This window comes from Vibrio sp. 1F263 (assembly GCF_041439035.1).
In the GTDB taxonomy this organism is placed as follows: Bacteria; Pseudomonadota; Gammaproteobacteria; order Enterobacterales; family Vibrionaceae; genus Vibrio; species Vibrio tasmaniensis_A.
The window spans coordinates 38663-61688 of record NZ_JBGONI010000025.1 but is presented as its reverse complement, the minus strand read 5'-3'; the positions used below and the strand labels follow the sequence as shown (position 1 = coordinate 61688).

Sequence of the window (23026 nt, the reverse complement as noted above, 5' to 3'; positions counted from 1 at the left end):
TTCAAATGAAACAACTTGGGTTTAAGCAAGTTCTTTTAGTCGCCGTATCAGCAATAATTGCAATAAGTGTAGGCTCAGCCAACTATTTTTCATATCAGAGCAATAAGGAAGCACTGACTGAGAATATTTACCAGAGCACACAAGACCGTATTCGCATTGAAGGGAACAAGGTTGAGACTTACCTGGATACTAAAACACAAGCAGTAGCAAAAGTAGCTGCTGATTATCGTCAACATAATTATCAAGATAGACACGCCGAGCGAATGCGCGTGGGCTCATTGGGTGCTGATGTTGCGAACCTAATGATAGGTTTTGACAATGGTGATGCTTATGCCTCATTCGATTACCCGGGCTGGAATAATCACAAAAGTCCACCAAGCTACGACCCTCGTAGTAAAGCTTGGTACAAAGAAGGTAAGCGTTCAGGAAGCCTTGTATATACAGACCCATATACAGACTCCACAACAGGTACCTTAATGGTGAGCATTGGTAAAGATGTTGGTAACGGTGTGGTATTGGCAGACATTCCACTCGATGTTCTAAGTGACACTGTCTCTGAAATCGACCTCAACGGTGCTATTTCGATGATGATGACCAATGACATGACGGTGCTGGCTAGCACATCCAATGTGGTTAAGGTGGGCACTAAATTAACGGATTACGCTTCTTTGAAAGACGTTGCAAAAAAAGCACAAAATTCAGAAAGCACAATCGTTAATTATAGTATCAACGGCGTTGAGAAAGTGATGTTCAGCCATGCGGTTAGCTATGGTGATAAAGAGTGGTACCTGCTTGTTGGATTAGACAAAAGCGTCGTATTCGCAGCGCTAGAAGTCGCTCAACAGCAAGCGATTATGATCACGATTGTCTACCTATTGATCAGCGTAGTTGCCACGTTATTCATTCTCAATATTCTTTACAAACCCATCCTAGCGTTGAAAGAAACCATTACAGGGCTATCAAATGGTGATGGCGATTTAACTCAGAGGCTCGAAGTAAAGAAGCACGATGATTTAGGGCAAATCGCATCTGGTGTAAACCAATTCATCGAGCATATACAAGACTTGATGCTAAAGATTGACGCAGCATCGTCTGAACTGAAAGAAAATGTGCAGCAACTTGAACATAAATCAGATGAAAATAACCACATTTTGAATCAGCACGTGCAAGAAACTGAACAAATTGTCACTGCCATTGAAGAAATGAGTTCAACAGCTGACGCCGTTGCCCAAAATGCAGGTGAAACGGCGCAATCAACTAAAGTCGCGTCGGATATCGGGGAGCAATCACTCAATGCTGTCGGTGATGCACAAATGAAGGTTAATGCACTAGTTTCTGAGATAGAGAACACATCATCGAACCTAGAAAGCATGAGCCAAGAAACTAAAGGGATCAGTGATCTTTTAACAGTGATTGGTGAAATCGCTGAACAGACTAATCTCCTTGCGTTAAATGCAGCGATTGAAGCCGCACGAGCGGGCGAGCAAGGTCGTGGGTTTGCAGTAGTAGCGGATGAAGTGAGAGCCTTAGCGAGTCGAACACAAGCGAGTACACAACAGATTGAACAAGCGCTGACTCGTTTGCTTTCAGTGAACAAGAATGTTGAAGAGTCTATGAATAAGACGAAAGGGACTTGTGACGAAACATTTAATAACACCGAGAAAGTGGGCAGCAGCTTAAATGAACTAACGTCACAAGTAACGGGTATCAATGACCTAAGCATTCAAATTGCAACGGCCGCAGAAGAGCAAAGCAGCGTAACTCAGGAAATTAGTCGTAACATGGTGGCTCTGAGTGACATTGTAAATGAACTCAACAAAAATGGAGATCAAGCTTTGGTGCAAACCAACAATATCTCCCAAGTAAACGAACGACTGGCATCAATGGTTGGTATGTTTAAACTGCGTTAATTCATACTAAAACAGTTATTTAAAATGAAACTCGTAGTGTGTAGCGGTTATGGTTTCAAATAGCGTCTATAGTTTTTCAATAGCAGTCATCGTTTAAAATAGCCGCCTTCTCCGAAGGCGGTTTTTTATTCCTCTCTCTCAAAAGCCCCACTATTGCTCTTCTAGGCAAGTTTATTACTCATTTGCTATCTCTTAGAAACATCGGTAACAAAGGTTCTATTTTTTGCGTCGGAATCAGTGGTACCAATAGATAGATAAGACCAGCAAAGGCGATAGACGCCGCCAAGTCTTCAGGTCGATGCATGCCAAGCCAAACTCGGCTATAAGCAACGCCACCAGCCCAAACTAGCAAACCGCCGACTAAGTAAAAACGTTTCGCTTCTAGGAACAAGCCGCCAAAGAACGCCAGACACACGCCAACGAAAATCATGTGCCCAGATGGGAAAGAATAGTCAGTCTCACCTAGCCAATGACGTGTTCGCCACTCACTCACCTTATCTTTCACAGATGTAATCGCTGCATTCTTTTCTACCAATGGCAGTTCGTAAAACAGCTCTGGCATTTCAACGACTTCTTGCGTCACCAAATACTCAGAATAAGGGCGCGGGCTTTCTGTAGAGAGCTTTAAGAAAGTTTTTGCTGCAAAGCTGAGAACCAACAACAAGCCGAGCTGCATACAAAGGCTGACGAGCTTAGCTTTGGAAAATTTCATCGTGAGCAATACCAAAGACAAAACAGCTAGCGTTACCAAGAACCCTTGATTACCCGCCGAGTAAGTCACAAACGTTATGAAGGCGCCTTGGAAAGGCGAAACCGCAGCCCCAAGGTCAAAATAAGATCCAAAGATCAAAAACGGTACGAGAGAAGACAAACTTAAAACGAGCAGTAGTAAGCCTTTGGATTTGTTAGAGAACGGAGATGTCATGACTAAGATCTTTTGGATAAAGTGGATGGATGCTAGCGCAGCTTAGCACTGCCAATATCAATTTTATGTCAAAACGGTCATTAAGCCGTCATGGTCTAATAATGTTCGATTGATGAACCTCTTGAGTATTGATTCGGTGAACGGCTACGCCAGCACCAATAATGTTCGACATCCACTTATGTTCATAGAGCAACAAAGACCACTCAAACCAGCTGAGACAAAGGCGTTATCCCACTAAAGACTGCCGGACACGTTCTGCTGATAAAGTGAACACTTACCCGATTATAAGGCCGGAATCTGAAAAACTTTGCTGTCAGTCCTTTAAATCCACTATTGAAAGGATTACCATTTGGTCTGCTTTAAAAGCAAAACAAATTATTAATTTTTATTCTCAGGGCGGGGCGAAATTCCCCACCGGCGGTATGTTTTTAGCAAAATCTAAAGATAAGCCCGCGAGCGCTCGATTCGTCGAGGTCAGCAGATCTGGTGAGATGCCAGAGCCGACGGTCATAGTCCGGATGAGAGAGAATGAAAACACACTCGTTTAAGTTGGAAAGGTGTACCTATTTATTAGGTTCATGCCTCCAACTTAGACGGGTGCATTTCGTTTTGGATAAAACCATAATGAGCTAATACCAATCACAGTAAATAAATGATCAGAGATAGCGCAGGAAAAACGCTTGAGAACAAGGCAAAATTTTTCGATAAGTAGTTATTCTACAGTCAAAAAATTTAACGCCGTGATCAAGGGTTTTAACCAGCTAGAATGACCAGTTGTTTACTACGATTGGTACAAGTCACTTGTAATGAGTAGGCTTTGTCGTGCTCGGTTGAGATCCCTCATACAGCCCTGATTCTGGTGATATTTTAGGAGTTTAACCATGAATCAGTCTTCACTACTTGCCGAATTTGGCGAACCAATCACTCGCGTTGAAAACGCACTGCAAGCTCTACGCGAAGGTCGTGGCGTACTTCTACTTGACGATGAAGATCGCGAGAACGAAGGCGACATCATCTACTCAGTAGAACACCTAACTAATGCGCAAATGGCGCTTATGATCCGAGAATGCAGTGGTATTGTGTGCTTGTGCTTAACAGACGAGCAAGCGAACCAACTTGAACTTCCACCTATGGTTGTTGATAACAACAGCGCAAACCAAACTGCGTTTACCGTCACTATCGAAGCAAAAGTCGGCGTAACAACAGGTGTTTCTGCCGCTGACCGTGTAACAACGATCAAGACAGCTGCAAACCCAACGGCTAAGCCTAGTGACCTAGCTCGCCCTGGCCACGTATTCCCACTGCGTGCGCGTAAAGGTGGTGTACTAGCTCGCCGCGGTCACACAGAAGGTACTGTGGATCTAATGCAAATGGCAGGTCTTCAATCGGCAGGTGTACTGTGTGAAGTTACCAACCCAGACGGCACGATGGCAAAAGCGCCAGAGATCGTTGCTTTCGGTAAAATGCACAACATGCCTGTACTGACCATTGAAGATATGGTGATGTACCGCACTGAGTTCGACCTAAAACTGGCTTAATGTTTAATATTTAATGCTTAATGCTTAGTGCTTAGTGCTTAGTATCCCGATATTAACTCAAGCGCATTGACCTAAACAGATCTAGGCTCACCAATGGAGCCAAGCTTATTTTAAACAGGGCATAGTGACTGTCACTCAAACAGCTTTTACAGCTGACTGATACCGTCCAATAAAGCCTGTTAGAATCAGAACCGCATACAAAAATTAGAGCCTCACTGATTTAAGTGGGGCTTTTTTCATACTCACGTCCGATAAAAAACCGAGCCAATTAGCAACTATTATCATTAACAATACATAATTGTTATGTTATAACATCGCAAATAATTACTCATAACTAGGACAAAAGCATGAAAAAGCTTGCCGCACTGGCGTTACTTTCCATCAGTGCACTACTCATATGGATATTTTTACCATCAAAAGAAACACAACCAACAACGCTAAACATTTCTGGCCCCTTTGAATTTACCGACCAAGATTTATCTAAAAACGGCTATTTATTTACACGGTTACAAGTCGTTGAAGCGCTTACTGCTATCGATAAGTCAGGCAACGTCACCCCTTTATTAGCGAAAGAATGGACAACTAACGCAAACAATTTACGCTGGGAATTCACATTGCGCCCAGACGTTGTGTTCCACGATGGCTCCCCGCTTACCGCGCAAGCTGTTCAAACTTCTCTTTCTCACGCTTTAAAAAAACCTGGCGTATTAAAGCGTGTACCTATCAAAGAGGTATCAGCTTCAGACAACCTTCTAGTGATAGAACTATCTCAACCTTATCGACCATTGCTGGCAGTGTTAGCTCATTACACAGCAGCGATTGCAGCACCAAGTTCGTTTGATCAACAAGGAAATGTTGCACAACTGAGTGGTACAGGTCCTTATAAAATCCAAGAGTTACAGGCTCCTCATAAAGCGCATGTTGTCAAAAATGCTGACTACTGGGGCACAAAAGCCTCGATTGAACATGTTCACTACCTTGCAGGTCATCGCTCTGAAAGCCGTGCTTTGTTAGCACAAACCGGTCAAGCCGATCTGGTTTACACACTCGACCCAGCCAGTATCGACCTGCTTGAGTCAGCAAAGAATGTTGAATTGGTGATGGAGTCCATCCCAAGAACGATCCTAATTAAGTTGAATAATGAACACCCACTTTTGAATCATTCAGATGTGCGTCAAGCTATCAGTCTAGCTTTGGACCGAACGGGTATTTCAAAACAAATTGTCCGCGTTCCAGGCTCTGAAGCCTATCAACTGTTTGCCCCTTCTCTTGGCGCATGGCACATCAATAACCTTGAGCAAACTCAGCGCAATATCGACCAAGCGAAAACATTACTTGCAGGGCAAGGTTGGCAGGAAAATGAGGAAGGTCTCCTTTCGCGAGAAGGCAAAACATTCGATATTACTTTAACTACCTACTCAGACAGACCAGAGCTGCCTATCGTAGCTACCGCGATTCAAGCTCAGCTTAAAGAAGTCGGCATTCAAGTGAATGTTTCTATCGATAACTCAAGTGCAATTCCATCAAAGCACAAAGACGGCACATTAGAAATGGCGCTCGTGGCGCGTAATTTTGGCACTACGGCGGATCCTCTAGCCTTACTGATGCGAGATTTTGCTAGCCATAAAGGCAGTGACTGGGGACCAATGAACTGGTCTTCTGATGAGTTCAGCAGCTTACTTCAACGTCTATCGGTTGAACCAAACCAAGAACAATATAATCTAATGACTCAAGAGGCTTCATCCATATTAGCGGAAGAAATGCCGCTGATTCCTGTGACTTTCTACACTCAATTAGTCGCGGTGAATGAACGTGTTAACCACTTCTCATTTGACCCATTTGAAATCAACTATCGCATCTCAGAGATGACGATTAATGATTAATATCTTAATCCGAAGAGTACTCCAAGCCGGCTTTGTGGCTTGGAGTATCGGAACACTCACTTTCATTTTAATGCGCTTGTTACCCGGCGACTTTGCTTTTCGAATTGCAGCGGGTCGCTATGGGTATGATTATGTGGATGCGGATGCGGCACAAGCGGTTTATCAAGAGCTAGGGCTTGATCGTTCGGGCTTGCAGCTATACCTCGAATGGCTATGGGATCTTCTCCATTTTGATTTGGGAACATCATTGATTAGTGGCACCCCCGTCATTGATGAAATCAGCCACCAGCTCGGGCATTCCATTTTATTGGCAGTCGTCGCGACCGTCATTTCTCTTCTCATTGCCATCCCAATCGGTATTTATTGTGGAAAACGGACCGACTCTTTTGCAGACCATTTCTCGCTATTAGGTTCCATCATCTTAAGAGCTCAGCCTGTATTTTTAATAGGTTTGGCCTTGGTGATTATATTTGCGTTACAGCTGAATTGGCTTCCTGTGGCAGGCTTTGGTCGAGTCGAGTTTATCGTTCTGCCCGCCCTCGCCTTAGCACTATCGCTGGCTGCAATGTCTAGTCGCCTTATAAGAAATGCCACTCATGATGCCATCACAGCACCGCACTTTTTATTCGCTCGTTTAAAAGGACTCAGTGAGGCGCAAGCTTTTCAGCATCACGCTCATAAACACATCGCTTTACCTGTTATTACTTTTGTTGGTGTTCAAGCAACCGGGTTAATTGAAGGGATCATTATGATCGAGTCATTATTCTCTTGGCCGGGTATTGGTCACGCATTAGCGCATGCGATTTTCCGTCGAGATATTCCAATGATCCAAGGTTCTGCTCTGCTAATGGGGCTTTTGTTTGTGGTCATCAATACCTTAGTCGATCTTGTTAACTACCAATTAGATCCAAGGCAACGCGCGAATAAAACTTCAGGTTTATTTTCAAAATTCGCGCCTAATAGACCACAAGCAGAATCCGAAAAAAAGAAGGTTAAGATCGTATGAATTTAACAAAGCCGCAATGGTTAGGTCTGATTATCTTAGCCGCTTTATTATGCCTAGTCATGCTAGAACGGACTGTCTATCAAGGTGATATTGCCAAGCAAAATTTAGACCTTGCATTCACAACGCCTTCTGTCGAAGAACCTTTAGGCAGAGACCATTTTGGACGCAGTAATTTAGCGAGATTAAGCCACGCCATTACCACCTCACTTTCCATGGCATTAATCAGTATTACCACGGCTGCGTTGTTAGGGACGTCAATGGGAGTAATAGCCAGCTGGAAACAAGGATGGTGGGATAAAATCTTTTCATTCAAGGTGAACATGATACTCGCCATGCCCGGCTTAATTCTTGTTTTACTTTTTGCGGCTATGGTTCCGGGATCATTCCTCATTCTGTATATCGCCATATCGCTCATGCTGTGGGTGGACTTTTTCCGTGTATCACGCAACCGAACGTTGTCACTCATTCAGTCACCTGCAGTAGAAGCGTCTCGGCTTTATGGGTTCAACCACTGGTATATATTCAAGCGTCACTTATGGCCAGATTGCCGAAATGATTTATTCACCCTGTTCTGTTTTGGTACGGGTAATTCAATACTGGCACTCGCGTCTTTAGGCTTTCTGCATGTTGGGCTCAAGCCGCCAGAAGCTGAGCTCGGCTTAATGATGGTTGAACTATTCCGTTACTACCACCAAGCCCCTTGGGTTTTAATTCAACCGGTACTGACCGTTTTTCTTCTGGTATTAAGCTTTCATTTATTAGCTCAAGGAAAACGTCACACGCAATCCTCAAAAAACCATGCGCATAATGAACCAAGATCTAAACAAGAAAAACTGCAACTAGGTAAACAAGCGGATAAGGGAGTAACAGCATGAACGCAATGTTAAAAATTGAAAACCTGTCGATTCATACTGATACTCAAACCTTAGTCCAGAGCTTAAGTTTAGATTTATATCCTCAGCGTCCGCTCACCATTTTGGGAGAAACAGGCGCGGGGAAAAGCCTAATCGCGGCTGCTATCGCCGGCACATTACCTGATGCCTTAAAACCAGAGGGCGACATTACTTTGTTTGATGAGCTTAACCCTTTAAATCGAGAACAGTTTTGGGGCAAAGAAATAGCTTTGTTACCTCAAGAACCTTGGTTAGCACTCAATCCGCTTCGGACTATAGGATCGCAGATAAGCGAAGTTCATAAGCTGGTTTTAAACGAAGGTCGTTCCCAGAGTGACACACTCACCCATCATGCACTTCAACAAATGGATCTGGGCAAAGATGGAGATAAACACCCATTTGAACTCTCGGGCGGAATGGCGCAACGTGCTGCGTACTTATGTGCGACTCAAGCTGGAGGCAAACTGTTAATTGCCGATGAACCCACAAAAGGCTTAGACGAAAGCCGACGTGATCACGTTGGGCAACTTCTCCTTTCTCACTGCCAACAACTTGAAAATGGCAAACCCGGTGGCCTGCTCACCATCACTCACGACATTAAGCTGGCTAAAATGCTAGGTGGTGACATCATTGTCATGAAAGAAGGCGAAATTGTTGAAAGGGGAAACGCTAAAGCCATTTTAGATCAGCCACAAGCGACCTACACAAAAGCTCTCATCCGAGCGCAACCTGAGTATTGGTCTCTTGATCAGCCAACTTCCTCGCAACCTTCAAATGAATCAAATAGTCACGCTACTCCCTCAGAGGTTGGCATACAAAGCGGGCAGAAGCCATTGCTTGAAGTTGAAGGTTTAGCTATTTACCGCGATCAAAGAACACTCTTTTCAGATCTGACGTTCTCATTATCACAAGGTGAAATACTGGGAGTTTATGGTGACAGCGGGTGCGGAAAGTCTTCTCTCGCCGATACTTTACTAGGGTTGCATCACGACTTTTCTGGCAATATCGACTGGCTTCAAAAAATCGAAAAAGGACAACGCCTCAAGCTTTACCAAGATCCACCCAGTGCGCACTCCCCTCACACAACACTAAAAACGTTGCTTGATGACTTGTGTGCGCTTCACAAGCTAAATCGCTCCAAGATCCCCGTACTTCTAGATAGATTGAGCCTTAACTCTGCTTTGCTTGAACGTCCATCAAGCCAAGTATCCGGAGGAGAATTGCAGAGGTTTGCGATTTTACGAGCGCTACTGATGAGCCCAAAACTGTTAATTGCAGATGAACCCTCATCACGATTAGACCCCATCACAGCAGCCCAAACGCTAAAGCTGATTGTTGAAGTATCGAAAGAAGCTAACTGCGGCCTAATTTTGATCAGCCATGATCAACTGGCTTTGAGTAAGCTATGCAATAAAGTGATCGACTTATCGCGCTATTGATTTATCTAGCTATTGATTTCTGGATCGATCGACTTATTGGGCTATTGGGCTATCGACCTAAACGAGCTTCGCGGTTATCTGTCTTCTCAGTGGTACATTCGCCGTAAATCTTTAGTCATACCTTCACTATCTACTCACTGAATGTACATCTCTGTGTAACCCAATCTGACTAACCTTGCATAAGAGGTTAGCCAGATTGTAGCTATTTGTGCTTCAGCCATAGCAAAGTCTAGAAACTATAAAAACCTCTAACCTCTTCTATCGCACTCACTCGAATGGTGAGGTGATGCACCAGTATTGGTCATCCACAAGCGGGCTTAAAATATAAGTCGTTGAAATATAATGTTTATCAATTTTGGCACAAATCGTGAACTACCACTAAGTAGGTATTAAGATATTAGGAGTTGAATATGTTGGTCGTTATTTCAGTGGGTTTATCCCTATTAGTACTTGCAGCGCTGTTTCATTTCTCAAAGAAGAGACAAACAGCGCTATCACACCGGTTTGAAACCTTAGTTCTACTCAGACAGTTATTGTTGCTATCACGTAAACATCGCGCTGCAACGCATTACGCTCTGGCGTATAAATTGTCTAGCGACTCGATTCGTAAAGTGAACGAGATTTACGACAACATACTTGAGGTCTCTGAATTGCTTCAATCTCATGTTTCGTTTGATAGTCGCCCTATGTATCGCATCTATCACCTTAAGCTCATTGCCATGCACAGCGACTGGCAAAACCGCAGCTTGGTGCGTAACCAATCGATTCATGGCAAAACAATTCGCCACAGCATGTTCTTGATGGATGAAGTGATGATCATCTGGCTGATCCAGTCTGAGCGAGAAGACATGAGTAGTGAATACCACATGAATTGGCAACAGATCTTAGACTGCATGGAGATCTTGACCAAGCTGAGAATGTGTATACCTGATATGGAGAAGCCTGAGGAGTATGCGAGATTCAAATTCTACGCATCTCAGACACACCGCAAACTCAACCAATTATCGATTATCTGCCCTATCAGCAGTGGGTCACCCATTTGTACACGTGCGATGCATGCACTTACCGAGATCGCATCAAGTACTAAAGCGACCCAGCCAGCAGATAGCATGTACGAGTTAACCAGTGATATCTCTACTGTGGTATCGCAAGTCTACGACCAAGTATTATCAGACATTACCAAAAGCTTGTATCAGCCTTTACCTAGCATCAGCGATAAGGTGATAAATACCCGATTATCCGTACATCATTACATGTAAAGACTTCGTGAGAGGAGAGCGTGCTGGAACTCTGAATTATTGAGTTCAAATCCGATATCACCTTTGATATCGGATTTTTGTATTTATGGGCTTATATATTTATTTGGTTCTATTTTAGGACGAGACAAGTTATGAGCGATGTAAGCTTAAACGTCTCCAGATTTGATATCGCTAGACCAAGCTTCTGCCGCAAAATCAATGAACTGACGAACAACAGGCAGCTGATAACTGCGAGACAAGTACACCGCCCAAAGCACACTACTCGGTGAAACAAAATCATCCAAAATTCGTTTCAGCTTCCCTTCAGCAATCAACGGATTCGCTAAATCACAAGGTAATCGAACAACCCCTTTGCCATGCTGTGCGGCGCGAGCTAACACCCCAACATCGTTGGCCTTAATAGTCCCCGACACCTCAACCGAATAATGTTGGTTATCCTTAACAAAATCCCACTTAGAAACACTCAAATGACGAAAACAATTGTGTTGTCTAAGCGCTTCAACCGTTTCAGGTTCACCGTGTTTGTCTAGGTAGTCTTGTGAGGCACACACCACCGAATCAATTTCCATTAGCTTTCGAGCAATCAAACTATCGTCAGGTTGATCGGTATAGCGCAGCGCAATATCGATTCTGTCGTCCACCAGCTGAGCAAAATGGTCAGAAGCAAAAAGCTCTGCTGTGATACTGGGATGAAGCTCTGTGAACTGTTCAACCACATCCAACAACATGTGCTGAGTCAAGCCAATTGGGGCTGCTATTCGAATGGTTCCGGAAAGAGCATCGGTTTGATTAAGTGCAGTGACTTCTAGCTCCGCCGTTTCATGGAGTATTTTTTCGCAACGTTGTAGCGCAATCTCCCCTGCTGTCGTCAAACTTACCTTACGAGTCGTTCTGTGTAATAGCCTCTGCTTTAACCACCCTTCGATCTCTTGGACATGCCGTGAAACCTGTAAACGGCTCATGTCCAAATGCTCTGCTGCTTGAGTAAAACTGGCGCAATTTGCGACTTCAACAAAGCTACGCATCGCCTTCAACCTGTCCATCCCACTCTCCCTTACCGACTTAACCAAGCTTATTAGATAACTATATAGATACAATCTACATCATTTTACGATATTTATTGCAACCTAGTGAGCTATTAGACTGCAATGGCTGTCGAGAAACAGACTCAATAAATTAGATAATTGGAGAGACATTATGAAAATTGCAGTATTAGGCGCATCAGGTTGGATTGGTAGCCACATCGCTCAAGAAGCTCAATTTCGCGGACACGAAGTTGTTGCTGTTGTAAGAGATGCAAGCCGCGTAGAAATCAGCGATGTTGAAGTTCGTTCATTTGATTTACAAGATGAAGCGGCAAGTCTAGCGACCGCTTTCTCAGGCGTTGATGCGGTAATTGCTTCGATTGGTGGACGCGCTCTAGGCAATCACGACATCGTAATAAACACAGCAGCTAAGTTGCTTGATACATTGCCAAGCATTGGCATCGAACGTCTACTTTGGGTGGGAGGTGCAGGCTCATTAGAAGTGGCGCCAAACGTACCGTTAGTTACCGTTCCTGACTTCCCTGCGGACTACAAAAACGAAGCGCTAGCACAAGGAGAAGCCCTTGAAGTGTTCAAACAATCTAATGACAAGGTTAACTGGACATTCGTGAGCCCTGCTGCGGAAATCTTCCCGGGCGATAAGCTATCAACCTACCGCACAGGTGGTGATCAACTGCTCACTGACGAAGATGGCAACAGCAAAATATCCGTCAGCGACTACGCTATCGCGATGATTGATGAGCTCGAAGCTGGCAAGTTCCCACGCCAACGTATTGGTGTCGCTTACTAGTCAGCTCATATATAAAAACTAAAAAAGCCGCTTGTTCAAAACAATGCGGCTTTCTCATCTTTATATTGAGCATTCCTTTAATCCAATGGCAAATGACCCGTTTTCACTAGGATAACCGTCTCTTCTTCCACATAAGGGAAATGCTCGCTCATATGAGGGCTACGCATCCAAGTGTGTTTTGGATACACGCCATGTTCATCTTTAAAAGTGCCTGACAACACAAAGATCTCTTCACCACCAAAATGACGGTGTGGCTGAAAGCGCTCACCAACGGGCCATTTCACCAAGGCCACATTTTCGTGCTCAAAACCATGCAGCGGCATCACTTGTAAGCCACCGATGCCCGGAAGCCATTCCGTTTCTAGAGTATTAATGCGCACTTGAGTTAAGTCTCTCGCATCAAACTGGTTGAGCTTCACCAAGATCATGCAGCCATTTTTGCTTGATGGAGAATGCGCACTGCCCGGGGGATTACGGATATAAGTACCGGCAGGGAAATCTCCAGTTTCATCTGAGAACACACCGTCTAACACGAAGATTTCTTCGCCTTGTGGGTGCGGGTGCTCAGAAAACGAAGATTCAGGATCGTACTTCACAACACTGGTTGTGTGGCCCGACTCTTTATCTTCTCTTTCTAGCGGCTTACGCCATACCCCTTTGGCAGGGCTCGCGATCCAATCTAATGTCTCGGTTTCTATAACCAGTCTCTTTAAAAAGTCCATGTTGAACATAATGGCGACCTTACTCTTGTTATCGTTTTAATTATTATTGTTGTCTTTTCGTTTCTATTCTACGCGAATACTCATCAAGGAGGCCATCTCGCTGCTATTTGCCTACGCGACAGCCTCCTGAAAAGAAGCCTAATTAATTGCGGCCAGCGATCACACCGCCATCAACATCCCAGATTGCACCCGTGACCCAATCAGCACTGTCTGACAGTAAGAAAGAGATGCTATTGGCGATGTCTTTCGGCAAACCAACTCGACCAATCGGATGGAATGCGTTGAAACCTTCTAACGCTTGATCCACATCTTCAGGTTTGATGAAAGATTCGTAAATCGGTGTTTTAACCACAGCCGGGGAAACCGCATTCACACGAATGTTATGCTCAGCCAGTTCCATTGCCATGTGTTGTGTTAATGCGTGCAGGCCAGCTTTAGCCATTGAATAGGCAGAAGATGGCGTCGCTTTGATTGCTTGCTTACCCCACATAGAACCAACGTTAACCACACTGCCACCGCCGTTCTTGATCATCAATTTACTTATCGCTTGAGTGATGAAGAAGGTTGCTTTATTAAGCTGCATGTATTGCTCGTAATCAGATTCTTGGTGCTCAATAAACGCTTTAGGGTTGAAGTAACCTGCAGCATTAACAAGGTAACCAATACCTTCTTCGAGCGACTCTAAATGCGCAATAAGGCGAGACACACTCGCATCATCATAAAGGTTAGCTTGCCAACCAGAAGCGTGGCCTAGTGATTGAAGTTCTGACACCGCTTTATCTAACTTAGTTGGGTTATTGCCGACAACCAACACATGGATGTTTTGAGCGACTAACTGCTTCGCTGTTTCAAAGCCCATACCGCTCGTGCCACCGATTACTACTGCAATACCATTTTTAGTGAAGTTCATTTTGTTATCTCCTAAGTCATGTGAACGTGGTAATCTTAGGCCTTGAACTAACACTATGAATAGTAAGTACAAATCGGTTAGGTAGGTACTTATTGGTACATCTTTATGAAAAATCAGGAAAACTTTTTTTCAAGAAAATCAGCACCAGAGCGCTCAGCTCGCATGGTAGAAACCATCTACGGCTGTAAATGGTCGCTAACGGTCTACCAATTGCTCGCAAATGGCATTAATCGCCCTGGTGAAATGGTGCGCTCGGTCGAAGGGTTATCGACCAAGGTATTGAATGAATGTTTGAAGCGAAATGTAGAATTTGGGATTTTAGATAAGCAAATGTTCAACGAACTGCCACCAAGAGTTGAATACCAAGTGACTCCGTTCGGCGAGAAGTTTTTGTTGATTCTAGACCAGCTGGAAAACCTACAAAACGAAATCGACGAGATGTAAGCCCACGCTAATCCGCTCTATTCCAAATAATGGACAGCACGCACTATTTAGCTGACTGGCATTTGCTCAAAACGGCCTTTCACAAAATCAATAAAGGTTCTAATTCGACTTGGTTGATAGCGGTCTCGATGGTAGATCGCTGAAAAGTCGACCTTAGGCACCACCCATTCTTCAAACACTTGCAGCAATTGCCCGTCGTTGAGTTCTTGTAAGCAATAGATGGTTGGTACACGAATAATTCCGTTGCCCGACTTCGCGCCCTGCACCAACACTCGGCCATTTTTACATTGCAGTCTGCCCGTCACATGCACATCGACCGTTTTCTTGGTGTCATCTAGCGCTTGAAAGCTCCACTTACGCACAGATCCCGTTAAGCAGTCATGGTGGATCAGATCTTTAGGATGACTTGGCTTTCCTTTACGAGCGAAATACTCAGGGCTCGCGAGCGTTCCCATCTCGATGTCTAATAGCTTTCTAGCGATAAAGCCCGCATCTTCTAAGCTCCCCATACGAAAAGCGATATCAAAGGCATCTTCAATCAAATCGACTCGGTTACTACTGAAATCAAGGCTGATGCTGATGTCTGGGTAGAGCTGCATAAACTCATTGACTAGATCCGCGATGATCACCTCACCCAAATAACCGCCAACACAGTTTACTTTTATGTCGCCACGTACTTCTTCGACATCGTCGACAGCAGCAATCAAGGCTTGGTCTATATTATCTAAGGCTTGTTCACATCTCGCGTACAGATCTTGCCCCGCATGCGTCAGTCTTAAGGTTCGAGTAGTACGGATAAACAGTGTCACACCCATCTGCTTTTCTAAACTACTTACTTGGCGCGACACGTGGGAGCGCGACACATCAAGCTCCTCCGCCGCTTTGGTGAAGTTACCTAAACGAGCGATAAGCACGAAAGAACGAATATCAGACAGGTTAATTTGATTGAGCATGGTCGCCAGCTTAGTTGTGAGATTTAAAAAGTGATGAAGTAATAAAGTGCACACATTTATTGTTGCACTACAGCAACAGTGTTTCAAGTAAAGCGCTATATATCAACAATGCTATTTTCCTTAATATACCTCCATCGCAACGAAGCAAGGCAACAAGCACTTGATTCGAATGCCCTTAAACAATACGTCGTAGCCAACCGACGCAATAAAAGTACAGAGGAAATAAAATGAAAAAACTAATCGTAATTACAGGTGCAAGCTCTGGTATTGGTGAAGCAATCGCTCGTCGTCTAAGCGATGAAGGTCACCCTCTTCTACTTTTAGCTCGTCGTGTTGACCGCCTTGAAGCGCTTAACTTACCAAACTCTCTATCTGTGAAAGTAGACGTAACAGACAAAGCGTCTTTTGATGCAGCAATCGCACAAGGTGAAGCGAAATTTGGCCCTGTAGACGCGCTTATCAACAACGCTGGTGCAATGCTTCTTGGTCAAATTGATACTCAAGATGCTCAAGAGTGGAAGACAATGTTCGACGTGAACGTGATTGGTCTTCTAAACGGCATGCAATCTGTACTTGCTCCAATGATGGAACGCAATACAGGTACTATCATCAACATCAGCTCAATTGCGGGTAAGAAAACATTCCCAAGCCACGCGGCTTACTGTGGTACTAAATTCGCGGTACACGCTATCTCTGAGAACGTTCGTGAAGAAGTAGCAGCTTCAAATGTTCGTGTTACCACTATCGCACCGGGTGCTGTAGAAACTGAACTTCTGTCTCACACAACATCTCAAGAAATCAAAGACGGTTACGATTCTTGGAAAGAAGACATGGGCGGCGTACTGGCTGCTGACGATATTGCTCGCGCGGTATCGTACGCTTACCAACAACCACAGAATGTATGTATCCGTGAGATTGCTCTAGCACCAACTAAGCAACAACCGTAAGTTTCAGTGATTAACTTACGTAACGTCTTTGTTTAATTGACGTATAGAGAAAGGGACTTTTACTATACATAGTAAAGGTCCCTTTTTTCTTTTGTCCGAACTCGATAAACACTAGGTTTGTTTTGCGACCTCTCGACCACGCCATTGAATCACAATCAGTGCGACAATAATTACAATCCCCAAAGGTCCTAGCCCGAATGGATTGAGTAACAATAGTGGAATGGCAAGTAATGCTGCTAAGCGCTCAACCATGCTCAGTGAACGAATCAAATACCCTTCAATTGCGATCGCTATCGCGACAATAATAGTCAGCGTCTGGACGATTGACAAAAGCAACGCTGGCATTCCGTCGTCAGGATTCACAAGGCTTGTGTATGCCATCATAATTGGGATGATGAACAGACCACCCGCCAACTTGAACGCTTCTACCGAAGATTTCATTGGGTTAGCATTCGCTACACCAGCCCCAGCAAAAGCAGCCAAGGCTATAGGTGGCGTTACGTTCGAGGTTTGAGACAGCCAAAATACGATAAGGTGAGCAGTTAACAATGGTAAGCCAAAATCGCTTAGCATTGGTACAGCCATAACCGCCAACACAATATACGCCGCTGTTACAGGTAAGCCCATACCCAAAATTAAAGCCACTAAACTGATTAAGCCCAATGCAATAAGCATGTAGCCACCAGAGAAGTCCATCACAAACTGAGTAAACTGCAAACCGATTCCTGTTTGCCCTACCACACCAACAATAATGCCCGCCGCACCACACGCTGCAGAAATCGGCAACGCCATCAGTGCACCATTTTTCATCCCTTCAATGAATTTCTTCAATCCGATTCGACTGTGTTTACGCAGCGCCGCGGTTAGTAGAATTGCACTGCAACCCGCAACACCAACTAGCAACGGTGAGTAAGCCATCATTAAGAGTGCCGTTATCAAGATCAACGGAATCAGGTGGTGAGCGCCATCTTTCATCACCGAAATCACGGCTTCTGTTCTGCTTACAGCTTTGAGGTTCAACTTGCACGCCATTAGATGAACGTAAAGCAAAGTACAGAAAAAGTATAAAATAGCAGGAGCAATCGATGCGATCATGATTTCGCTGTAAGGCACACCAGTAAACTGCGCCATCACGAACGCACCAGCCCCCATAATTGGTGGCATAATTTGCCCACCCGTAGAGGCGGCAGCTTCAATACCTGCGGCTTGCTCTGGTTTATAACCGAGCTTCTTCATCATAGGGATCGTAATTGAGCCTGTGGTCACCGTATTCGCTATCGCAGAACCAGAAATAGAACCCAAACCTGCCGATGCCAATACCGCGGCTTTCGCAGGGCCGCCACGGTATTTACCGGCGATTGAGAATGCGAGATCAATAAAGAATTTACCGGCTCCGGTCACCTCTAGAAATGCACCAAACAACACAAAGATGAATACCGTTGTCGCGGCGATCCCTAACGCAGAACCAAATACACCATTAGCGGAGTAAATCTGGAACTGAATCAGCTCTTGTAGCGTGTAAGCCTTAATAGAAAAACCACTTGGCAGCATGTCACCGAACGCGCTATACGCAAGGAACAACACTGCGATTAACACCATCACCCAACCAACAGTACGTCGGCATCCTTCTAGCAGCAGTACCAACAAAGCACTACCAGCAAACATGTCAGCAAATTGAAGGCCATAAAACAGATGATTGATGTCGTTATAATCGAATATCCATAAACGGTAGCCAGCAAACACCACCACGGCACACAAGATCACATCGATCAGCTTGCCCACAATAAAGAGCTTGTTCTTTCGGTTAGAGATCAATGGAAAGTGAAGGAAGATCAATACCAATACCCAACACAAGTGGATGGGTCTAAAATAGGTTGCCGAGATCGTTGAACTCACGCCTTGCCATATCTGAAAAGCCGACAGTGCTACTGCAACAACTAAAGTCAAATAGCCCATTGTTTTCACGAGTTTTTCATAGGGTAATAGTTGGGGTGACGCATTTTGATTATCAGGGGTAATATCCATATTAATGCCTGCTGGATAAGAACGAATTGATAAAAAGGGCAAGTGAGATTTCACTTGCCCTGAGGTAGAGATGTTACTTGCTTACCGAATCTAGGTACTTCTGAGCACCAGCATGAATCGGTACGCCTTGCAGTCGAGAAGCATTCTCTGGTGTGGTCATTTCAGCCATTTTCACGACTTTACGAATATCACCGATGTTCTCAAAAGCGGCTTTAGTCAGATTGTAAGCCATGTCATCACTCATGTTGGCATTAACCACCAATACGTTCCACACACTAAGTGTCGATACTGGATCAACCTTATTGTAAACACCTGCTGGAATGTCGTAAGCACTGTAGGCTGGATATTGTCTCATGAAGTTAGCACTCTCTTCTTCAGAGATAGAAATCACCTTAACGTCGTGAGTTAACGCAATCTGTGTTACAGCGCCAACACCTTGACCACCAACAATGAAACCCACATCGATTTGACCATTCGCCAAAGCATTAGTGGTTTCTGAGTAATTAAGGTAAACCGCATCAATATCTTTTTTCACATCAATACCCATCGACTCAAGTAGTGCTGCAGATGTTACTGCCGTACCACTAGCAGGGGCCCCAAGGGAAACACGTTTACCTTTGAGTTGCGATAATGAATCAATACCAGAGTTTTTAAGAGTGATGGTATGAACTAGATTTGGATATAGAGCAAACAGCGTTTTCACTGGCATTTTCTTAGGAAATTTACCTTCGCCATTGTAGGCATCCAGAACCACGTTACCCATTGCAATCCCGGCGATCATATCGCCACGTACAACCTTGATGGTGTTCTCGACTGACGCTGCTGTCACTTCTGCTTTTGCATTCACATCCGGTACGTTTTCAGACCAGACTTTAGCTAATGCGCCACCAAATGGGTAATAGATACCACTTTGACCGCCTGTACCGATTGAATAGTTTTCTGCACTTGCCATCGTAGGCAGAATCGCGAGTAAAGCTACTAATAAGTTACGTTTAAGCACAATCATCTCCTTGATTATTAACCGTAATTAGATATACACCTAACTACAGGCTTTATTTTCTGTTCGTTTTTTGAGCCGTTCAAACATTACATGCGATCGAATATTGTGCAATTAAATACTATGCAATTGTGAAGCAAGTGTTAAATTGATCACTTATCAATAAAAAAGCGCCCAAGCTGGCTGGTGCTTGAGCGCTTTTAACAAACTAAAGATGTTGATTAGAAGTTGTAACCACCACCAATCATGAATACCCATGGATCAATATCAACGTCTGTTGAGTACTGTTTCCCACCAGCCTTGTACTTGGCTGTAGTATCGATGTCTGCGTACCAGACGGATGCGTTTAAAAACCAGTCGTCGTTGATCATGTAATCCATGCCAACATTCGCAGCCAGTCCCCACGAATCATCAAGGGACAAGTCACTTAAACCAGCATCTTTAGCCGCACCATTGAGCTCTTCGTCAAAGAATACGGTGTAGTTAATACCAGCACCTACGTAAGGACGGAACTTGCTGTTTGCTTCGCCGAAGTAGTACTGAACCATCAACGTTGGTGGTAAATGTTTTGTCTCGGCGATATCACCTAAACCACCATGGTTTGTAGAAATTGTATGGGAGAACGGCGTCGCTGCAAGAATCTCGAGACTGATGTTGTCTGTAAACATGTAGCCAAATGTCAATCCAAGTTGGGTGTTTGAATCCACACCAAATTTTGAACCCGATGTCTCCAAAACATCTCCACTGCTATCGTTAGGAGACACTATTGCGGCACCAGCACGGATGATGAAATCACCTTCTTTATGAGCAAAAGCACTAGTTGACATAAGAGCCGCAACAACCGCAATACCACATACTGTTTTTTTCATTATAATTTCCTTTTGAGAGCTTAATCGTTATTGGTGAATGAGTAATCATTTCTTATTTTGCGTGCAAGGTAGCATATAATAACCCTACTTTATTGATGGAAATCAATTTGTGAAAACTTGTGAGAACTTATGTAAATTTGCATCAATTTGATCACTTTATCGCTTCATTTTATTGACAGTTTTGTAATGCGACTTTCCCGTGCGTCATTTTGTTAATTTAACCCCTTCACCTTGCCCGGGTCTATTTGGATCAAAATAGAGCAAGCCAACACCTCGTACGCATCAACTTGGTGCAATCTCGCAGAATTCATTCTCATCTCGTTTAATATTCAATGAGTTACATTTGGCTCAACGCTTGCAAGTCTATGTTCATAATCATAAATACATTGAGGTTCTGACCATGCAAGACACTCTTACAATCGTTCTGGCCGGCGGTGTAGGCTCTCGGCTTTCTCCCCTTACCGATAACCGTGCAAAACCTGCGGTACCTTTTGGCGGTAAATATCGAATCATCGATTTCACGCTCGCGAACTGCTTACACTCTGGGCTGCGCCAAATTTTGGTGCTGACTCAGTACAAGTCTCACTCTTTACAAAAACATTTAAGAGATGGTTGGTCGGTGCTTAACCCCGAGCTCGGCGAATACATCACCAATGTCCCCCCACAAATGCGTACAGGTGATAGTTGGTATAGCGGTACTGCCGATGCGATTTATCAAAACTTGTATCTGCTTTCTCGTAGCGAAGCTAAGCATGTAGTGGTGTTATCAGGCGACCATATCTATCGCATGGATTACGCGCCAATGCTCAAGCAACATAAAAAGAACGAGGCCGATCTAACCGTAGCGTGCATGGAGGTTTCGATTGATGAAGCCAAAGAATTTGGTGTGATGGAAATAGATGAATCTCTAGAGATCAATAACTTTACCGAAAAGCCACATTACCCTGCATGTGTCCCCGGTAGGCCGACTCGAAGCATGGCTTCAATGGGTATTTACGTCTTTGATAAAGAGGTGTTAACACAAGCGCTACTGGCGGATGCCGAAGATCCGAACTCAAGCCATGATTTCGGTAAAGACATTATTCCTAAATTGGTCGGCAACAACAGTGTTTACGCGTATAAGTTTGGCGACGAAGAAGGCCGAGTGACCCAAGATGCGTACTGGAGAGATGTGGGTACCATCGACTCTTACTACCAGTCCAATATGGATCTGTTAAAGCCAGCCTCACCTATAGATTTATACCAACCAGATTGGGCGATTCGCACCTACGAGCCGCAACTGCCACCTGCACGCACCATTGCTTCTGTAGAAGGAAACCAAGGAATATTCATCAACTCGATGATAGCGAATGGCGTAGTGATCGAAGGTGGCTCTGCGCAAAACTCTATCTTCTTCCCGAAAGTGAAAGTCAGTAATGCCGCGATTGTGATTGATAGTATTCTGTTTGAAGATGTTGAGATTGGGAAAAATTGCCATATTCAAAACTGCATCATAGATAAGAACGTCAAAGTGCCAGATGGCACCCAAATCGGTATTGATAACCTTGCCGACGCTAAACGCTTTCACATATCGAAACAAGGCGTCATTGTGGTGCCCTCTTCTTACCAATTTGAAGAATAGCTATCGCTAAAACCAGATGGCGCTATAAGGGCAGCCAAGAGTTGCCTTATTCAATAGTCGTATTCACGGAGCTTTGCTTTTTTATATAAACCACACTTTTTATATCAACTGCAGTGATTTAAAAAGAAAGCATTATCGGCATCAAACTAGCAATGATTTACAAAACTTAAACTAGAATAAGTATTTGAGCTGACGTTTGGTTAAGGCGATAAAACCTAGGCTGGCAAGGTAGATTAGAGGAATGCTTCGCGAGTGAGGTATTTTTGAACATGTATTGAAAACACGAAACATAATATGCGATCAGTTCTTCGGACTTTCAAGGGAGTAAAGGGAGATTATTTGATAACACTGAAGTGAATCACACATGTGCTATTTCGCAGTTGGTTAAACTAACCGATGTTTGCTACGTTTAAATGACACAGTCATTGGAAAGGTATGATTTATGAAAATAAATGTTCAAACACATCATGTATCAATTAACGACGAGTCACGCAAAGACATCGAAGGTAAATTCGAGAAGATATCTAACCATTTCCCATCACTGATCAGCTGCGACATCATCATCACAAAAGAACATGGTCAACACCAGGTTGAAGTGTTCACCAACTACGAAGGTGTACGTGTAAACGCAAAAGCTACAGATGACGTTATGTATCCAGCTATCGCTTCAGCACTCAAGAAACTTGAAGCAGGCCTAAGTAACCGTAAGGGACAATTGAAATCAGACTTACACGAGAAACCAACGAGCACGAAGCCAGAAATTGCTTCAGACATCATCCAAGAGATGAAACTGGTATAACTCGACTAATAGTTAAAGCGCACTGACGAATAGAAGCGCACAAGAATTCC

Annotated in this window: 20 protein-coding genes and 1 riboswitch; of the genes, 12 read left to right on the top strand and 8 right to left on the bottom strand. The window is 44.1% G+C overall.

The features are described from left to right. Nucleotides 1–5: 5 nt before the first annotated feature. Nucleotides 6–1910 (top strand): methyl-accepting chemotaxis protein, encoded by a 1905-nt coding sequence (locus ACED25_RS15750; RefSeq protein WP_371695632.1) that lies wholly within the window; start codon nt 6–8, stop codon nt 1908–1910. Nucleotides 1911–2088: 178 nt separating this feature from the next. On the opposite strand, the gene ACED25_RS15745 is transcribed toward ACED25_RS15750, so the two are convergent. Continuing rightward, complete coding sequence (locus tag ACED25_RS15745) at nt 2089–2835, bottom strand: phosphatase PAP2 family protein (RefSeq protein WP_012601073.1); 747 nt, start codon at nt 2833–2835, stop codon at nt 2089–2091. 383 nt (nt 2836–3218) lie between these two features. Next, nucleotides 3219–3369: riboswitch (FMN riboswitch) on the top strand. Between the two features lie 347 nt (nt 3370–3716). On the opposite strand from ACED25_RS15745, the gene ribB reads away from it, so the two are divergent. The 6 genes from ribB (at nt 3717) to ACED25_RS15715 (ending at nt 10853) form a co-directional block, all read left to right on the top strand. Further along, entirely contained in the window at nt 3717–4373 is a 657-nt protein-coding gene (ribB, locus tag ACED25_RS15740) for a 3,4-dihydroxy-2-butanone-4-phosphate synthase (RefSeq protein ID WP_017097981.1), read from the top strand. A gap of 347 nt (nt 4374–4720) precedes the next feature. Then, nucleotides 4721–6256, top strand: a complete 1536-nt coding sequence (locus ACED25_RS15735) for an ABC transporter substrate-binding protein (protein WP_102258231.1) — start codon at nt 4721–4723, stop codon at nt 6254–6256. Beyond that, nucleotides 6249–7262 carry an ABC transporter permease gene (locus ACED25_RS15730; RefSeq protein WP_135385449.1) on the top strand — a complete coding sequence of 338 codons (1014 nt, stop codon included), beginning with the start codon at nt 6249–6251 and terminating at the stop codon, nt 7260–7262. Before ACED25_RS15735 ends, ACED25_RS15730 begins: the two co-directional genes overlap by 8 nt. Then, a complete protein-coding gene (locus tag ACED25_RS15725; protein ID WP_371695631.1) occupies nt 7259–8137 on the top strand; it encodes an ABC transporter permease in 879 nt (292 codons plus the stop codon). Before ACED25_RS15730 ends, ACED25_RS15725 begins: the two co-directional genes overlap by 4 nt. Beyond that, nucleotides 8134–9594: an ABC transporter ATP-binding protein gene (locus tag ACED25_RS15720; RefSeq protein ID WP_371695630.1), complete on the top strand. Its 1461-nt coding sequence runs from the start codon at nt 8134–8136 to the stop codon at nt 9592–9594. Before ACED25_RS15725 ends, ACED25_RS15720 begins: the two co-directional genes overlap by 4 nt. Before the next feature lie 410 nt (nt 9595–10004). After that, nucleotides 10005–10853 carry a hypothetical protein gene (locus ACED25_RS15715; protein WP_371695629.1) on the top strand — a complete coding sequence of 283 codons (849 nt, stop codon included), beginning with the start codon at nt 10005–10007 and terminating at the stop codon, nt 10851–10853. A 146-nt stretch (nt 10854–10999) separates the two neighbouring features. On the opposite strand, the gene ACED25_RS15710 is transcribed toward ACED25_RS15715, so the two are convergent. Next, nucleotides 11000–11896, bottom strand: coding sequence for a LysR substrate-binding domain-containing protein (locus ACED25_RS15710; protein WP_371695627.1), 897 nt, complete (start codon nt 11894–11896; stop codon nt 11000–11002). Between the two features lie 154 nt (nt 11897–12050). Here ACED25_RS15710 and ACED25_RS15705 point away from each other — a divergent pair, with 154 nt between their 5' ends. Continuing rightward, nucleotides 12051–12689: an NAD(P)-dependent oxidoreductase gene (locus ACED25_RS15705; RefSeq protein ID WP_371695626.1), complete on the top strand. Its 639-nt coding sequence runs from the start codon at nt 12051–12053 to the stop codon at nt 12687–12689. Between the two features lie 77 nt (nt 12690–12766). Here ACED25_RS15705 and ACED25_RS15700 read toward each other — a convergent pair whose 3' ends face one another. Further along, on the bottom strand, nt 12767–13420 hold the full coding sequence (locus ACED25_RS15700; RefSeq protein WP_371695625.1) for a cupin domain-containing protein: 654 nt from the start codon (nt 13418–13420) through the stop codon (nt 12767–12769). Between the two features lie 133 nt (nt 13421–13553). Beyond that, nucleotides 13554–14321, bottom strand: coding sequence for an SDR family NAD(P)-dependent oxidoreductase (locus ACED25_RS15695; RefSeq protein ID WP_061025935.1), 768 nt, complete (start codon nt 14319–14321; stop codon nt 13554–13556). A 105-nt stretch (nt 14322–14426) separates the two neighbouring features. Between ACED25_RS15695 and ACED25_RS15690 the strand changes: the two genes are divergently transcribed. Next, the gene (locus ACED25_RS15690; protein WP_004733017.1) at nt 14427–14765 is read left to right on the top strand and encodes a helix-turn-helix domain-containing protein; all 339 of its coding nucleotides are present in this window, start codon (nt 14427–14429) and stop codon (nt 14763–14765) included. A gap of 47 nt (nt 14766–14812) precedes the next feature. Here the strand turns inward: ACED25_RS15690 and ACED25_RS15685 are convergent, their stop codons facing one another. Further along, nucleotides 14813–15718: a LysR family transcriptional regulator gene (locus ACED25_RS15685; protein WP_004733015.1), complete on the bottom strand. Its 906-nt coding sequence runs from the start codon at nt 15716–15718 to the stop codon at nt 14813–14815. 227 nt (nt 15719–15945) lie between these two features. On the opposite strand from ACED25_RS15685, the gene ACED25_RS15680 reads away from it, so the two are divergent. After that, nucleotides 15946–16665, top strand: a complete 720-nt coding sequence (locus ACED25_RS15680) for an SDR family oxidoreductase (RefSeq protein ID WP_009846263.1) — start codon at nt 15946–15948, stop codon at nt 16663–16665. A gap of 111 nt (nt 16666–16776) precedes the next feature. On the opposite strand, the gene ACED25_RS15675 is transcribed toward ACED25_RS15680, so the two are convergent. The 3 genes from ACED25_RS15675 to ompW all read right to left on the bottom strand — a co-directional run bounded on the left by ACED25_RS15675 (nt 16777) and on the right by ompW (nt 20556). Beyond that, nucleotides 16777–18690, bottom strand: a complete 1914-nt coding sequence (locus ACED25_RS15675; RefSeq protein ID WP_017103532.1) for a TRAP transporter fused permease subunit — start codon at nt 18688–18690, stop codon at nt 16777–16779. Nucleotides 18691–18763: 73 nt separating this feature from the next. Continuing rightward, nucleotides 18764–19696: a TAXI family TRAP transporter solute-binding subunit gene (locus ACED25_RS15670; protein ID WP_017102057.1), complete on the bottom strand. Its 933-nt coding sequence runs from the start codon at nt 19694–19696 to the stop codon at nt 18764–18766. A gap of 212 nt (nt 19697–19908) precedes the next feature. Further along, nucleotides 19909–20556: an outer membrane protein OmpW gene (gene ompW, locus ACED25_RS15665; RefSeq protein ID WP_012601085.1), complete on the bottom strand. Its 648-nt coding sequence runs from the start codon at nt 20554–20556 to the stop codon at nt 19909–19911. A 400-nt stretch (nt 20557–20956) separates the two neighbouring features. Between ompW and glgC the strand changes: the two genes are divergently transcribed. Further along, nucleotides 20957–22177 carry a glucose-1-phosphate adenylyltransferase gene (gene glgC, locus ACED25_RS15660; RefSeq protein ID WP_029223955.1) on the top strand — a complete coding sequence of 407 codons (1221 nt, stop codon included), beginning with the start codon at nt 20957–20959 and terminating at the stop codon, nt 22175–22177. Nucleotides 22178–22619: 442 nt separating this feature from the next. Further along, the gene (gene hpf, locus ACED25_RS15655) at nt 22620–22976 is read left to right on the top strand and encodes a ribosome hibernation-promoting factor, HPF/YfiA family (RefSeq protein ID WP_009846260.1); all 357 of its coding nucleotides are present in this window, start codon (nt 22620–22622) and stop codon (nt 22974–22976) included. The last annotated feature ends 50 nt before the right edge of the window (nt 22977–23026 follow it).